This window comes from Mycolicibacterium sp. Y3, assembly GCF_051188035.1.
Lineage (GTDB): Bacteria > Actinomycetota > Actinomycetes > Mycobacteriales > Mycobacteriaceae > Mycobacterium > Mycobacterium fluoranthenivorans.
In genome coordinates, this window is record NZ_JAVQLT010000002.1 from 79,581 (window position 1) to 93,778 (window position 14,198).

Below are 14,198 nucleotides of genomic sequence, written 5' to 3' on the forward strand. Positions count from 1 at the left end.
GGGTTTTGATGCTGATGCGGCGTCCGCAGTTGCGGGGAATCCCGCAACTCCATAGGCGTGCCTTTGTGATTCCAATGATCCTAGGCATGCTATTCGCCTTGTTGGTTACCGCTCCGCAACCAGCGACGTCCACCCCGTTGGGTGGGGCATCAGATCGTCTCGGCATCGGGACTCTGCCTCGTGCGGCGGCTGCTCCCTGCGATCCGGGGTGTGGCGGAAGCGGGAGTAACGGATCTGATTTCGGTGGGGGAAGTCAGTTTCAGCCTCCCCAGATGCCATCGCCGCCTGGCCAATCTGCCAATTCCGGTAGCTACCCCGGCCTGAATCAAGACGGAGGCGTCAGCATATATAACCCTCCTATGGCGCAAGACGGAGGTGCCCAGGGTTACCAGGCTGCTCCGCAGTATGGCCAGTCTGCATCCACGATGCCCGCCAACGGGACTCAACCCACCAATTACGAGGCCAAACCTGTCGAACTGCAGTCGCAAACACAGCTGACATCAGCATGGCAGAGCATGCTGAGCCAAGGTAGTGGGAACGGTGCAGATCACTCCTGCATGAACTGCGGGGGATGGCACGCGGGCATGATTCATCCAAACTATTGCTACGAATGCATCATTAAGGGTGAAACACCCGTCATATATCCATGATTGGCCGCGCATGTTCGAACGGAACGTCGCTCAGACCTGCCGGCCGCGCCAGGCAGTGCTGCGCCGAAGTGGCATCTAATCCTCGAGTGACCGCGCGATCTTTCGCACTGGGTAGTCACCCTTGGAACCGTCAGCAGGTAGGATTGTCGACACCCTCTGTGCTGCCTCTGAATTCGACATAGCTACGGGGTATAGCGTACCCACGCGGGAATCAATGTCACCGAGAGCCCCAGCGCCAAGAGGGAACGTCGAGCATCCCTTGACCTGCGACCCGAGTCGCGCCGTCGTTGTCTTTGATCAGCTCGACCCGAACTGAGGATTCGTCGAATGCAGTGATGAGTTCGTGCGAATGCGTGACCACCAGCAGCTGCGTACGGTCAGCGGCGGCACGAATAAGTGAGGCCAGCGGCCTCACTAAATCGGGATGCAACGAGGTCTCGGGCTCGTTGAGCACCATGAGCGACGGCAACTGTGGACCCAGCAGCGCGGCGGCCCAAAGCAAAAAGCGTAAGGTGCCGTCTGACATCTCTGCGGCGCGAAGCGGACGGAGAATTCCGGGTTGGCTAACCTGAAGATCAAAGACCCCGTCGATATCCACCACCGAGACCGTGGCACCCCCAAACGCCTCAGAAACAGCGTGTTGCAAATCATCTGAACCGGCACCCGAACCGGCCTCAATGATCGTCTGGATCGCAGCAGCAAGGTCTGCGCCATCATCAGCCAGTATCGGCGTGCGAGTACCGACGTGCGGCCTGCGGGCCGGCGCATCGGCGTCAGCCCGGAAGCCGTCATAGAATCGCCAGCCGCGTAACCTATCTCGGACCGCCGCAAGCTCGGGGAGCTGCCGCGGATCGGCAAACTCAGCCAACACGCTGCGGTAACTCTCCAACCCCCGAGCAAGCTCAACGAAACCGGCACCAGAATCGTCGCGCCTCTCGGCCAAGGGGCCGCCACGCCGCACCAAAGTCGATGCCGGCCGCAGAATCGAGCCGGCAAAAACCGTCTCACGTTTGATGTGCGGGTCCCGGCCGAACATTGTGGTCGATGGAATCGGCAGCCCGAGATCAACGACGTAGCCGAAGTCATCTGCTGCATAGCCTAGTTCGAGCATGACCGGTCGGTTCCCCGCCGATTGCCCGGCCCATCGTGCCGATTGCAGCCCGCCCTCGCGGGCCAGCGACCGGATCATCTCGCCGCGGCCACAGTCGGCCAGCAGCCGCAGTGCACGGTAGATGGAGGATTTTCCACTGCCGTTCGCGCCCGTGACAACCGTGAGCTGCCCCAACGGCAGCACAATGTCACGCAACGATCGGTAACCCCGCACAGCCACTGTCGACACCATGGCTCTCACCGTATTGGCGAAGTACGATGAATTACCAGGCTCGTACCTGGCATGTCTGGAACACGCTCGCGAAGGCTTGCTGTCGCTAAGTACAAGGCAGCGACACCCTCGGACAGCGCCGGGCCGCGGATCGCGAGGTCCGGGAGAAGACGATGTAGGAGAGCGGTGAACGTAGATAGCGATGCGAACAGCATCGAGGTCGTGTACGAGCCCGGTGTGCATGTCAACTGGGCACTGCAGGTGACAACGTTCACAGGCAGTGAATCTAGTCCCACGACGTCGCGCAGCCTCGTTCCCTCAACATTGCAGATCGAACAGATGATCTCGACGCACATAGACCGACACGAAGCCGGCGCGGCGCGGGTGGTGCATACCTTCGGGGGCCGAGATGTGTACTTCCACGACGGATCTCGAACCGAATTCCGGTGGGAGCTGCTTGTTGCCGACTGGCGGTGCCTGGACTGCGGGGTCGATACCGACAACGTCGATGGCAGCGGTCGCGACGAGTACTTCATGATCCACGATGAACTGTGGCTTAGCATCAACCCCGAACGAGTGGGGCACCTCTGCATCGCGTGTACCGAGGCCAGGCTGGGACGGCCTCTGATGCCGACGGACTTCAAGGGCGCTCGGGTAAACACGAACCTGCGCAGTCGAAGTCAGCGGCTGATGTCGCGGATCCAAGGCGCGTAAGCCGCCGTTCAGAACGCAGCTTCTCGTAGGCAAACCACGCGGCGGCCCACCTAGTCGCCCCGGTCTCACTGGGAACGTCTCCAAACTTCACTGCTCACAACGACCAGCTCAGGTATCGGCGTTGAGGCGTTCAAGTTCTCCCTGCAGAGTGGCGATGATGTCGTCACGTTGGCGTAGCTGAGCTTTCAATTGGCCGATGGTGGCGTCTTTGGCAGTCAATCGGATCTGCAGCGCGGCGATGATGCTGGATTCAGAACCGGGAGCCGGTGCGGGGGCTGGTCGATCGGTGACCATGCTCAGCGGCTGGTGCGATTTGATCAGCGCCAGCAGTTCGGGGCGGCGGTGGATGCTGTTGCGGCCCACCTTGGCGCGGCGGGCGACGGCACTGATGGAGATGGGGATCTTCTCGCGGCGCATGTCTTTGATCGCTTGGCGGGTCCGCGTCTGGACCGAGTGACGACGAATCTGGGTGGATGTGGCCAGCGCGTCCAGGGAGGCTTGTGTGACGGTCACGTGCGCTCGTGTGGATCAGCTTTGCGCAGGGCGGAGTCGTGAGCGCCGCGGGTGGCGATGGGTTGCAACGGCAGTTGGTTCCGGGTGCCGGCGCCGCTGACCGCTGACCTGTGGCTGGCCTGCTCGGCGCTCAACCGATCGATGATGGCGTCCAACGAGTGCAATTCGCGCAGCCGTGCAGCGATCCACACGTTGTCGTCAGTCGATCCACACGTTGTCGTCAGTAAGGTCACGGATGGTGCGCGCCGGGTTCCCCAACGACGCCTCCGTCGTGAAACTGCTGTGGCTGGCGATCTGCAACATCTAGGACAAACGCGCCGCCGAACGGGCCAAAGAACGCGGCAAGAAGCTCTGCCGAACAGCGCCCGGGCGCCACGTAGAAGGACAGGTGGTCACCAACTGGAAGAAAGCACTCGAACAACTCAGCCTGGTCTACCCAGACCGTATCGAACGCTATCTGTAACCACAGCAACACACATTCAGGAACTATCAGATGGGCGACTTACACAGAAAACTTGACAGGCTCAACTGCGGCCCAAGCGGTTTAGTAGTGGTAGCGGAGCTGCAGAAGCTGCAGGTCATCGCCGCGCACTCGGTAGACAAGACGGTGCTCCGCGGTGATCCTGCGTGTCCACGCTCCCTCGATGCCGAACTTGAGCTTCTCGGGCCTGCCGATACCTTCGAACGGGGTTCCGGCGGCAACCTCGATGAGCTGGTTGACACGCGTGAGCATGCTGCTGTCCGTCGACTGCCACCGTTGGTAGTCCTGCCGCGCCTGAGGTGAGTAGACCACTTTCACCGCGTCGTCTCCAGGTCGACGGCGACGCCCTGGTCGCTATCGAGTGCGGCGGCCGCATCCAAAAGCCGTCGCGCGTTCTCCGGCGAGCGGAACAGGTAGGCGGTCTCCTGCCATGCTTCCCACTCCTCGGCTGCGACCAGCACCGCGTTGCCGTGGCGGGAGGTGATCTCGATCGCCGTCCGATCGTTGTTGACCTGCTCGATGAGCGGAAAGAGCGTCTTTCGAGCTTCGCTCGCTGTGATCGCCACGGGCACCCCTCGACATAGTGGTACCAGAAACGGTACCATTGAGGTGTCGCGCTGGACGGCGCACGCTGAAACGAGAGGGGAGGTGTCAACCACATGAGGTACATCCCGGCCGCGGCGTTGACCCTTCTCGCCGCCACCCTGGCCGCACTGGGCGGCGCTCTGCAGAGCGCCGATGGCCCTGGCACGCTGCCGGGGATCGCGCTCACTCGCGTCGCTGCCGCCGTGGTTATCGGCGCTGTCGCCGTTGCGGTGATCACACGGCTCACGCGTGACCCGGGACAGGCCACGGCCAAGTACGCGTACGTGACCGCAACCGATGGGCACATCGTGATCCCGGTCGTTGGCCCGTATGAGAACGAAAAGGCCGCCTACGGCGACCTGGCGTCCGTCCGCGCCCAGTTTGATCCCGAGGGTGGCTACGCGTGGACCGTTCAGACCACGACCGATGCCGACGCGGTGGTTGACGGCGTCGGCAACGAACACTTCAAGCTCGTCTAATCGGCGTCTGGGCGGGGTACGTCACGGGGGAGTGGTGGCGTGCTGAGCCCGCCAATCGCCCAAGGTCGACCGACGCAGTCTCGATCCGTTTGATACGAGACGAATCAATCGGTGATACGATACGTATCAAAGCCTGAGAGGAGAACCTGATGCCGACCGCAGTCGAAGAAATCGCGCACAAGGCCCAGGTTAGGCACCTCCGTGACCGCCTCAGTGCGATTGAAGAGATGCGCGACGCCCTGCAGCTGGAGAGGGAAGGCAAAACGCAGCGCGAGATCGCCGACATCCTCAAAACCACACAGCCGCGCGTGCACCGCCTCCTGCGTGGAGCTCGAGCGTTCGGCGACGACGACATCCCCGAGGAACTGATCCTGCGCGCGACACTCAACGGAGAGTCCCGCGACGCGCTCGTCGACACGCTCAGCTCCTTGACCTACACCTTCACCACCCACGCGCCCTCGCCGCACGAAGGTTCGATCCCAGGCACCTGGACCCAGGTCGGCGCTGCTCACGTGCTCGGACTGCTCAGCGATAAGGAATACGAGAGCGTCTGTGCCGCTGTCCGACCACCAACTTCGTAACAAAGTCCACAAACAGCTGTCCGCCATCCTCACCGGAGGCCAGATAGCTGCCACCGACCCGGTCCGCAGCTACCTGGCCAACACTCAACTGGCCAACGAACTCGCCATCGAGTACCGCGCCCAGCGGCCCGACGCACCATCGGCAGGAATGGCCATCATTTGCGCCGGCGTGCCGGGCGCCGGGAAGTCCAGCGCCCTGGACGCTATCGCCATATCGGGCTATCGCCGCATCGACCCAGACGAAGTCAAGGACATCCTGCTCGCCCGCCTCGACCAATCGGGGCTCCTCGATATGCGACTCAAACACGTTCTGGCAGACGGCTATCCGATCAGCCCGGGGGAGCTGGCCAGCTGGGTTCACCGAACTTCCACCGAAGCGGCCGCTCTGGTCCGCGAAGCCTCAATACAGATGCGCGAAAACTTCATCATGGAGGGAACGCTGAGCTGGCCTAAGCTGCCTGCTAGCCATGTCGACGAGCTTGCGCGCAGCGACTATGAGCAGCTCACGATCCTCGATGTCGAAGTGCCGTTGTCGGTGGCGATCGAGCAATCCACGCAGCGCTGGTGGCTGGGCCGCCGCGGCGCACGAATCACCGAAGGAGCACCACTCGGCGGCCGGTTCATCACCGAATCACTCTTGGCGCCACTGTATTCAAAGCGCAGCAGCGGCAATCCAGGCGTCTCAGTCTGCGCGGCCAACGCCAGGAAACTCCACCGCACCGCCAACGACTCGGGCATAGAATCCGATCTGATCATCATCAGTCGCACAGCGACGGGCAAGCAGTATGCCGCAAAGTTGACCAGCCACGGCGAGGTGCACACATGGGAAGGGAACCATCTGGGAGCCGTGTGCACCCACTGCGGAGCCATACTGAAAACCCGGCCGGCTATTCGAGCTGGAGTCGGCCCGGACCGTGGACACGGCGCCCGACGATCCAGGCCATGACCGACAACGGCGAAACATTCGCGCGAGCGAGGTGCGCCCGTTGCACACGACAGAATCGTCACGTGACTAAAGTGGATTCGCCTCGTTTGGACGGACGTGTACGCGGGGGAGTCGGGCAGCTCAGCTCATGACAGTGAGGATGGCGGCTTCCTCGCGGGTCCAGTGTCGCTGTGGTGTCTGTCCCGCACAGGTCGCGTGATCCCACTCGATGGTGAAGATCCCCGGGCGCATCCCGTGGTCGACCCAGTCCGTGACCGAACCGATCGCACCGTCGGGTGTGCGGACGACGTTGCCCAGCTCAATCACGTTCATCGTGTCCTGTCGGTTTCAGGAGTGCCGAACGTAGATGAATGTGTGATCCGCGATTCCAGCAGTGGAAATGCCGGCCGGGATTGCGGGCTCGTGACCGGGCACATCGACGAAAATCACCCGGTAAGGCTTGCCGGCGAGATTGTCGCGATTTGCACTGTGCGGCAGCGACTTCTGGATAAGGCCGGCCTGATCCTGGGCGTAGTCGGCGATCGTTGACCAGTGCAGTCGCGCCGGCCCATTCTTGTCACGACGCGAGGGATCCAGGCAGTGGGGGAACCACTTCATCCATTCCCACTCCTGCAGCTCATCAGTGATGATGCCCAGCTGCAGATGCCGCGGCGCATGGTTATCGGCCAGCGAGCACATCATCGCCCTGGCGGCGCTCAACAGCTTGTCTGCATCGCCGGCGCACACGATGAAGGGCCGCGCGAAAACGTCGACTCCGATAGGACAATCGGGAATCACGTTGTGAGTGCGGATAAACCGCATATATGCCGCGGCCTGCACGGGTTCATACGTCTCGGGAGCGTCATTGGCAGTGGGTTTGATGTAGGGGTCCATCCGCCGGTATCCCACACCAATCCTGGCCGACCCCCACGGATTGATCTGGGCGGACTCGGCCAACTCCCGATCATTGAAGCCAGTGGGCACCGTGTTCTCCCGAGGTGGCGCCGTCGTCCACATCAAGGTGTTGTCACCGCAACGACTTTCCAATGTGTCAGGATGCGGGTAGATCGCCGTCTGGGTTGAGTGGATGTGCCGACCGAGCACGTGAGCGTTACTGCGCTGCTCACGCAGGTGCGTGGCATAGTCCTGCCGCTCGATGTTCAGCTCACCCTGCGGGTTGTTCCCGCCCATCAAGTGCGCTCCACCGCCGACAGCGCCGAGCATGCCAAGCACGCCGAACATGCTCATCATCATCATCGGATTGAACTGGCGGATACCGAGATACATCATGAGCCCAAAGACGCACACCATCAGGACGATGACGGAGCGGATGACGATCGTGCGGCCGATGGACGGTGGCGCCTCTTTTTTCAGGTTCGCCGGCGGCTTCACAGACACGGCAACTTCGTCACCGTTGACTTTGGTGCTGAACTTGACTGTGCCGCGCGGAACCGGGCTGATGGGCGTTGTCACAGCAGAGGCTTCCTTTCAGTGCTTATCTGGCGTCGGAGCGGCCTTTTGGCGGATGTCTGGACCTGAGTTCTCGTGCAGGACCATCGCATCGGTCTTTGACAACGTCGGGCCCTGCCCGTAGAGCTTGGCGATGCTCCACGGAATGAGCAGCGGCGGCTTCTGATTGATCCCCAGTGCGGCCACTGTGCCGTCGTAGCTGTTCCCTTCGAGCCCGATCGCGTACCGGACCCCTTTGTCGTCGATCCAGAGCAGCTGCTCACGGGATTCCGAGGTGCGGCCCTCGCCCGTCACACGGACATACCACCCCTTGCCGGGAGCGGTGAATGCCTGCTGAGCCTGTTCAATGCCGGTGGCATCAAGCAGCGGAACGATCTGGGACACATCACCCGATGAGATTGGAAGCTGGTCCCCGATCGTCAGCTTCGTCGAGGCAGCGGCGTCATTTGCACCGCGGGACCACGTCCAGCACAACACCGGTGACTGCACATACACCGGCGCCTGCGAGGGAAAACTGTCGACGTCGACGTGCTGGACGCGCGGAGCGCTCAGCAGGCCCGAAGGCGGCGTCGTCGTGACAGCCGAACCGGCCGCGGCAAGCAGATCGGCCACGAAAGTCGGTATCTCCTGGACACCGTCACCGAACACCGCGGTGAAGACGTTGTCGCCGGTCACCGACCTCGACCGCACGATGTCACCGTTCTTCATGCCAGGAACCGCGGCGCTGGGCGCACCGCGGTCGGCGATGAACGGCGACGTGATCGGGGGAGCGGGGGTGATCGCGTTGAGCAACCCCCGCGAAATCGGAGCCGCATCGCCCATGATCGCAGGCGTCAGCCCCAACACCGCCTGGGCGGCCTTGTCATCACCACTGACCGTCGCGCGCCGATTCCCCCACAACACCCATACCTGGCCGGCGGTGTCCGGATCACGGACGGCCACAGCAGTCGGAACAGCCAATTCCTTGTGCCCGTGCAACTCTGCCTGCCCAGCGATCAATGTTGTCGTGACAGCTCTGCTCGTCGTCAGCGACAACGAGGAGCCATGGGTGTCGCAGACCGTCCAACGGGCAGTGTCATCCGAGCGCGGGGTCAACATCTCAGCGCCGTGCAGGATCCCCATGGTCTGCCCACGCGGGCGAGTATCCAGAACCGCGTCCTTGACGGGCTTCGCGAACTGCGGTGACCCGAGGATCAAACGGGCAGAGGCCAAGTTGAGCACCGGGTGCAGCGCACCACCGTAGTCGACATACGGGCTGCCCGACGCGGTGACGATGAACTTCGCGTCCCGCTGACTGGACTGGGGGCTGATCTTGGCAACGATGATTCCGACGACACACAACAACGCCATGAACGCAACGCCACTGAACATCCCCATGGACTGATTGCGGTGCGGAGTTTCCAGATCCTTGGTGTCACGACGAATCATCGCCTTCTCGACGCGGTTGGACTGCCACCGTGTACCCCACAACTGAGGCTTGGTTACCAGAAAGCGCATCAGGCAACCTTCCCGCCGAGCAGCTTGCGGGTCAGTTCTTCGAACGCGCGCTGCACCGCCGGCAGCGTCAGCAAATCAAGTGCTGCATCATCGACATCCCCGGTGAGTGATCCCTTCATCGCCGAGCCGAGGGACTTCTTCGCCGCGGACTCCATGAGATTGCGGATGAACCGGCCGTTGGCGAGCTTGTCAATCACCGTGCGCCCCGAGATGTGATCGGCATAGAGGGAACTGGCCTTTGCGCGCAGAAACGCGACCGCATCCTCCGATAGCTCGTATTCCTGTTGTTCGCACCATAATTGAGCCAGAGCGATGAGTTCGTCGATGTTGTAGGACGCGAACTCGAACCGCGTGGTGAACCGTGACGACCAGCCCTCGTTGGTCTCCAGCAGGCGATCGATGTCATCGCTGTAGCCCGCGATGATTACCACCACGCGGTCACGGTTGTTCTCCATGAACGCCAAGATCTCGGTGACGGCTTCGGCCCCGAAGGAATCTTTGGATCCCCCTGACCCGGTGTCAGACACCAACTGGTACGCCTCGTCGATGAACAGCACCCCGTCGAGGGATTCCGCTAGCTTGGCCTTGGTCTTCGGCGAGGTATGGCCGGAGTACTCGCCGATGAAATCGGCCTTGCTGGCTTCGGTGAACTTGTCAGTCTTGATGATCCCCAGGCCTGCATAGATCTTGGCGACAATGGCGGCGATAGTCGTCTTGCCGGTGCCAGGAGGGCCGGCGAAAATGAGATGGGTCGAGGCTCGGTCGGCACGCTTCCCCCGAGCTGCGCGTTCTTGAAGACCGCGAATGTAATCGCAGTGATCTTCGATGTCCGCCTTGAGTTGGTCCATGCCGACCATCGCGTGCAGCTTCGCCAAGCCCTCCGCCAACAGGTCGCCCCGTTTGAGGGACATCTCCTCGGACTGCGCCTGTTCCAGAGTCGGCTCAGTCTCGACGTCCCAGCGATCGGTGCGCCGATCGATGAGCTCGGAGCGGGTCAGGCGTATCCGGATAGCTTTGTCGCTGAGTGCTTCCTGGAAGCGGGGCTGGGGAGACAACGTCAACGCTCGCTGCAGGTACTGTGCCGCGGACTGTTCATCGCCTTCCTCGCGCCACGTGAGCGCGATCCAGTAAGCGGCTTCGGCTGCAGCTTCTGCGTCGACTTGAGCTGCCTCTGTCGGCAAGATCGAGTTCAGGTGGTCGCGTGCAGCGTTGAAGTTGCTCAGGTGTGCATGCGCGATACCGCTGAACAATCGCGCGTACGTCGACGCCGCCTCATCGTAGGACCCGACGAGATTCTTCGCGGCGCTGAGCACGTCGGGGAAGCGAGATGTGCTGTGGTACAGCCACGCGCGCAGCAGATGCGCGGAATCATCGTGTACGCGACGGAGTGATTCTTCGGCCTGAGAGTACCGCTTATCGAGTACCAGTGACGCGGCATGTGCCAGTTCGATTCCGGTAGGGCTGACCAGCGGCGCCCGAAGACCTGCGAACCCCAAAGGAAGATGGGGACTGCGAGACACGATGAACCGCGCGTACTCCTCGTCAAGGCGCGAGAAGCACATGTCGAACGTATTCTTGGTTGCCACGATGCGACCGAGAACCTCGTCGCTGGCGACCCCGTCCGAGGCCGCGGCCATGGTGATCCAGATATCGCACTGCGACTGATCCAGCTGCACGCAATACCGCAGTGTTGCTTGGGCATTGACGGGGTCACCATCGCCAATGAACCTGATCGCCCCTGCCAGGCGGTTCAGCAGCTCTTCTGACATAGTCGGGCTCGCTCCTTGAGGTCGAAATCAAATGGTCGTGACGTCAGTGTTTTCAGCGGGGCACGCCGCCGGCGGGAAAGCCGTTGACAGTGATGGTGGACATGGCGAACGTGGAGTTGATGTCTGCATCGCTAGGACCATTGTCCCCCTCCACCGGAGGCGGAGGAACGGTCTTGAATATCTTGCCGGTGATCACTTGGGTTGCCACGTTGGGAATTTGGATGCTCGATCCGGTATGCGCGGAAGGGTCGATGTCCTGTTGAAAGCTCTGGCCGCCGACGCGCCAACTGATCAGAGTGACGACCCGGTGCTCGTTCCACTCGTTTCGTCCGTTGCCATCGACGTGCTCGAAACCCGGAATGACGAAGATCGACGTCACCACGACCGGCTTGGAGTACGTGATGGTGACGGTCTGGAGATCGGTATTGAACGCCCGCACGCACACCCATGCGGTGTCAGGTTTGCCGTCGAAAGCATTGGCCGCCGGCTGGGACCGCGCGGGGCATCCGGGGGCCTTGACTGAATCCGGAGGCAACGGAGCTGGAGCTGCGGCACTTGATGACGGCGCCGCATCGACAAGCGGATCGGCGGCCTGCAGACCGGGCGCATCCCGATCATGAGAGCCAAAACTCAGATATCCAACCCAAGCGGTCAGAACCACGACAACAACGATCGCCACAGCCTTGTAGGTATGGCTCAGCGGCACCCAGAGGCGTTGGTACTGACGACGGATCCACTCCGACATCGCCCCGGGCGCGGCCCGCTGCGGATCCGGATCAACAACGATGATTCCCGGCTCGTAGGTTTCTGCACTTCCGCGGGTACTGTCCCAAAGCGACCCGGGAGGGCGAACCTGGTCCTCATCGTCATCGTCGAAATCGCCTGGCTGCCCGTCGTCGGCGTCGCTGTCTGCACCAGGGTCGGAGAACTCCGGAGACTCGGGTTCGGAATGTCCAGCCTCGTCGATGCTGTGATCGACGCGCCACGGCGGAGATGGCGCTGATCCGGTCAACTTATCGTCACCGTCTGGCTCAACTAATGGAGTCGGGGCCGGATCGACACGCCGCGTCGCGCGCGGGGGCGGTAGTGGCTCCCACGCCGGAGTGAATTCCTCCTCCTCGACCGGGCCGTCGTCATCGAAGAATCCCGCCGTCCGCCTGGGTGCTGGGCGCGGCGCAGAAACTGCGCTGCGCTCCACGACAGCATCCTGGTGCGCCTGCTCGGCTTCGGATTCCCGTTGATTCAAGGTACGTCCGTCACGACCGACGGTGTCCCGCTGCACACCGTCCACCAGATTCTCCAGCCCGTCTCCGGAGACGAGGAAGCGGCGGAAGCGTTCGTGATGGTCGTCTGACTTGCGGACAGAACCTTGGTCCTCTGGTGCGCTCGGCGGCCGCGGTGGCCCGCCGATCTGCGGCAGCTGGATCCGGGGGATGAACTCCTCACCCGTCATTTCGCGCTCCTCTCGGCCGTAAAATTCTCTACATGCTCAGATTCCTGGACCCCAGTAGAAACCGTTACGCGGGACTGCTTTTCGCTGCGATCCTGATGTGCGCGCCGCTGGCGCTTGTCGTCGCCATCTGGGCCGGATGGAGCGCACATTCCAAACAGCCGCTGCCGACGAGCAGCTACATCGGCCTGAATACGACCACCAACCAGATCGAACTCTTCGCCGACCAGGTCGTGCGCCTCGCGCTGACCGGGTCCGGGGAGCAGGATCGCAAGATCTTGGCGTCGAAGCTCGTCGACCCGCGCGGGATCGATTTCCCGCCGGTGCCGTGGAACGTCACCAGCACGGCGCCCACCATCATCAAGCGAGTTGCTGAACAACCAGACTCTGCCGAATGGGAAGTACGCGTCGTGGTTGGGTACTCGGCGCCCGGCACCGGGGCGGTGCAATTCCAGAGCTTCATCGTCAACGTGCTGTCCTCCGAAGGCGCCTACAAGGCGACCGCCGTGCCGCGCATCGAGAACATGGAGGCGCCCACGATGCAGGTGGGTCCGGGATATACGATTGCCGTCGACCTCAACAGCGCGCTGGGCACCGCGGTGTCCAGCTTCGCCAATGCCTATTACGTTCCCGGCACAAGCCAGAACATTGGACGCTACGTGACTGGTAGCTTTTCCGGAAAGCCGCTGGCGGGCAGTCCGTTCAGCTCGGTTACGGTGCAGATGATCTGGGCGAAAGAAGCACCACCGCAGCAGCCGGCCGCAGGAGATACCGTGGAGGTGCTGGCGACGGTCCGGGGCAGCGCATCCCAGTCGACCTGGTACACGATGCAGATCCCGGTCCGGCTCGCCTTTACCGATCAGAAGCAGTGGGCGGTTGCCGCGATTCTGACCACCATTGACGTCGGAAAAATCATTCATCAATAGCCGCCTGACCGATAGCGAGGAGATCCTCCGGTGCGCCCCGTGCCGAAAATCGTGTTCGGAGATGGGAAACGAAGCTCGACGAGATTTGGCGCATCTGGCGATGAACTTCCTGCAGGGACTCCATGTCGGCCTCTGTCAGCGTGAAGCGCATGTCATCAATGAATCTGGACAGTTCGCGTCGCTTGCTCTTAGGAACGCTTCTCAGAATGTGGTGGGCACCCATGTGTGCCGCCTCGGACTTCGTATAGCTGTCCGCTTCCAACAACGGCTTCGGAACGTAGGCGAGAAGGTCGATCACCGTGAACCGCCCGAAGGTGTAGCACCCACCGGTCAGTTTTCCTTTTGTGCCATCGGGTTTGATGACGGTCACGGCCTGGTCCTGCGATCGATGCTTCACAATCAGTGTGAGATTGACATCGTCCTCGTCTGATACTGCGACTTCCCTCGCGGTTAGCGACAGAGCCGGATTGCTGATAGTTGAATCCCAGTCGGGCGCCCAGCGGATTCCACTTTTGTTGATTCGTACGTAGCCCGGTGTCCGGGACTGATGAATGTACGCGTAACTGGAGCGATCGGTGAGCATCCACATGTCAGGCTTCGGCGAGTGTGCGCTGATCCAGACGGAACTGTCTTGGTTCAGGACTCCTCGGCTTGTCAAGTCGGAGAGGTCAATCAGCGCCTCGGTCAGCGACAGCGGTGTGTCGCCGATGTGCTGAGAGTAGAGATAGGCCTCCAACAAAACTCCTGACCAATGGGTGAAGCCCCGAGCTGGCTCCCTGTGATTCTAAGTGCCGCAACAGCCCGTCAGTCCGCTTAATGGGTACTCGTCAAACCTCA

The 14,198-nt window shown here is 61.9% G+C and carries 16 protein-coding genes and 1 pseudogene; 6 read left to right on the forward strand and 11 right to left on the reverse strand.

Features of this window, described 5'->3' with window-relative positions:
- Positions 1-867: 867 nt before the first annotated feature.
- Positions 868-1,992: an AAA family ATPase gene (locus QN239_RS31535; protein ID WP_499017151.1), complete on the reverse strand. Its 1,125-nt coding sequence runs from the start codon at positions 1,990-1,992 to the stop codon at positions 868-870.
- A 201-nt stretch (positions 1,993-2,193) separates the two neighbouring features.
- Here QN239_RS31535 and QN239_RS31540 point away from each other — a divergent pair, with 201 nt between their 5' ends.
- Positions 2,194-2,685: a hypothetical protein gene (locus QN239_RS31540; RefSeq protein WP_499017152.1), complete on the forward strand. Its 492-nt coding sequence runs from the start codon at positions 2,194-2,196 to the stop codon at positions 2,683-2,685.
- 108 nt (positions 2,686-2,793) lie between these two features.
- Here QN239_RS31540 and QN239_RS31545 read toward each other — a convergent pair whose 3' ends face one another.
- Both QN239_RS31545 and QN239_RS31550 read right to left on the reverse strand, forming a co-directional pair.
- Complete coding sequence (locus tag QN239_RS31545; protein WP_499017153.1) at positions 2,794-3,198, reverse strand: DUF6262 family protein; 405 nt, start codon at positions 3,196-3,198, stop codon at positions 2,794-2,796.
- Positions 3,195-3,389, reverse strand: a complete 195-nt coding sequence (locus QN239_RS31550; protein WP_499017154.1) for a hypothetical protein — start codon at positions 3,387-3,389, stop codon at positions 3,195-3,197. Before QN239_RS31550 ends, QN239_RS31545 begins: the two co-directional genes overlap by 4 nt.
- 5 nt (positions 3,390-3,394) lie before the next feature.
- On the opposite strand from QN239_RS31550, the pseudogene QN239_RS31555 reads away from it, so the two are divergent.
- Positions 3,395-3,661, forward strand: a pseudogene (locus QN239_RS31555) (IS256 family transposase); the annotation flags it as partial.
- 81 nt (positions 3,662-3,742) lie between these two features.
- On the opposite strand, the gene QN239_RS31560 reads toward QN239_RS31555, so the two are convergent.
- Positions 3,743-3,997 carry a Txe/YoeB family addiction module toxin gene (locus QN239_RS31560; protein ID WP_499017155.1) on the reverse strand — a complete coding sequence of 85 codons (255 nt, stop codon included), beginning with the start codon at positions 3,995-3,997 and terminating at the stop codon, positions 3,743-3,745.
- Positions 3,994-4,245: a type II toxin-antitoxin system Phd/YefM family antitoxin gene (locus QN239_RS31565; RefSeq protein ID WP_499017156.1), complete on the reverse strand. Its 252-nt coding sequence runs from the start codon at positions 4,243-4,245 to the stop codon at positions 3,994-3,996. The genes QN239_RS31560 and QN239_RS31565 overlap by 4 nt, the downstream gene beginning before the upstream one ends.
- A gap of 93 nt (positions 4,246-4,338) precedes the next feature.
- On the opposite strand from QN239_RS31565, the gene QN239_RS31570 reads away from it, so the two are divergent.
- The 3 genes from QN239_RS31570 to QN239_RS31580 all read left to right on the forward strand — a co-directional run bounded on the left by QN239_RS31570 (position 4,339) and on the right by QN239_RS31580 (position 6,270).
- Complete coding sequence (locus QN239_RS31570) at positions 4,339-4,743, forward strand: hypothetical protein (protein WP_499017157.1); 405 nt, start codon at positions 4,339-4,341, stop codon at positions 4,741-4,743.
- 149 nt (positions 4,744-4,892) lie between these two features.
- Positions 4,893-5,324, forward strand: coding sequence for a hypothetical protein (locus tag QN239_RS31575; protein WP_499017158.1), 432 nt, complete (start codon positions 4,893-4,895; stop codon positions 5,322-5,324).
- Positions 5,296-6,270, forward strand: a complete 975-nt coding sequence (locus QN239_RS31580; protein WP_499017159.1) for a DEAD/DEAH box helicase family protein — start codon at positions 5,296-5,298, stop codon at positions 6,268-6,270. The genes QN239_RS31575 and QN239_RS31580 overlap by 29 nt, the downstream gene beginning before the upstream one ends.
- A 120-nt stretch (positions 6,271-6,390) precedes the next feature.
- Here QN239_RS31580 and QN239_RS31585 read toward each other — a convergent pair whose 3' ends face one another.
- From QN239_RS31585 to QN239_RS31605, 5 genes are read right to left on the reverse strand one after another with little or no spacing between them, the layout of a single operon-like run.
- Positions 6,391-6,582, reverse strand: coding sequence for a hypothetical protein (locus QN239_RS31585; protein ID WP_499017160.1), 192 nt, complete (start codon positions 6,580-6,582; stop codon positions 6,391-6,393).
- Positions 6,583-6,597: 15 nt separating this feature from the next.
- Positions 6,598-7,722 carry a hypothetical protein gene (locus QN239_RS31590; RefSeq protein WP_499017161.1) on the reverse strand — a complete coding sequence of 375 codons (1,125 nt, stop codon included), beginning with the start codon at positions 7,720-7,722 and terminating at the stop codon, positions 6,598-6,600.
- 15 nt (positions 7,723-7,737) lie between these two features.
- Positions 7,738-9,216 carry a type VII secretion protein EccB gene (gene eccB / locus QN239_RS31595; RefSeq protein WP_499017162.1) on the reverse strand — a complete coding sequence of 493 codons (1,479 nt, stop codon included), beginning with the start codon at positions 9,214-9,216 and terminating at the stop codon, positions 7,738-7,740.
- A complete protein-coding gene (locus QN239_RS31600) occupies positions 9,216-10,985 on the reverse strand; it encodes an AAA family ATPase (RefSeq protein ID WP_499017163.1) in 1,770 nt (589 codons plus the stop codon). The genes eccB and QN239_RS31600 overlap by 1 nt, the downstream gene beginning before the upstream one ends.
- A gap of 52 nt (positions 10,986-11,037) precedes the next feature.
- Positions 11,038-12,438, reverse strand: a complete 1,401-nt coding sequence (locus QN239_RS31605) for a hypothetical protein (protein WP_499017164.1) — start codon at positions 12,436-12,438, stop codon at positions 11,038-11,040.
- A 32-nt stretch (positions 12,439-12,470) separates the two neighbouring features.
- Here QN239_RS31605 and QN239_RS31610 point away from each other — a divergent pair, with 32 nt between their 5' ends.
- Entirely contained in the window at positions 12,471-13,361 is an 891-nt protein-coding gene (locus QN239_RS31610) for a hypothetical protein (RefSeq protein ID WP_499017165.1), read from the forward strand.
- Here QN239_RS31610 and QN239_RS31615 read toward each other — a convergent pair.
- The gene (locus QN239_RS31615; RefSeq protein WP_499017166.1) at positions 13,348-14,097 is read right to left on the reverse strand and encodes a hypothetical protein; all 750 of its coding nucleotides are present in this window, start codon (positions 14,095-14,097) and stop codon (positions 13,348-13,350) included. The two genes, QN239_RS31610 and QN239_RS31615, sit on opposite strands and share 14 nt — an antisense overlap.
- Positions 14,098-14,198 lie beyond the last annotated feature (101 nt).

Coding starts and splice junctions, on each gene's coding strand:
- QN239_RS31600 (WP_499017163.1), bottom strand. CDS start 10,985: ATGTCAGAAGAGCTGCTGAACCGCCTGGCAGGGGCGATCAGGTTCATT.
- QN239_RS31605 (WP_499017164.1), bottom strand. CDS start 12,438: ATGACGGGTGAGGAGTTCATCCCCCGGATCCAGCTGCCGCAGATCGGC.
- QN239_RS31585 (WP_499017160.1), bottom strand. CDS start 6,582: ATGAACGTGATTGAGCTGGGCAACGTCGTCCGCACACCCGACGGTGCG.
- QN239_RS31575 (WP_499017158.1), top strand. CDS start 4,893: ATGCCGACCGCAGTCGAAGAAATCGCGCACAAGGCCCAGGTTAGGCAC.
- QN239_RS31570 (WP_499017157.1), top strand. CDS start 4,339: ATGAGGTACATCCCGGCCGCGGCGTTGACCCTTCTCGCCGCCACCCTG.
- QN239_RS31610 (WP_499017165.1), top strand. CDS start 12,471: ATGCTCAGATTCCTGGACCCCAGTAGAAACCGTTACGCGGGACTGCTT.
- eccB (WP_499017162.1), bottom strand. CDS start 9,216: ATGCGCTTTCTGGTAACCAAGCCTCAGTTGTGGGGTACACGGTGGCAG.
- QN239_RS31535 (WP_499017151.1), bottom strand. CDS start 1,992: ATGGTGTCGACAGTGGCTGTGCGGGGTTACCGATCGTTGCGTGACATT.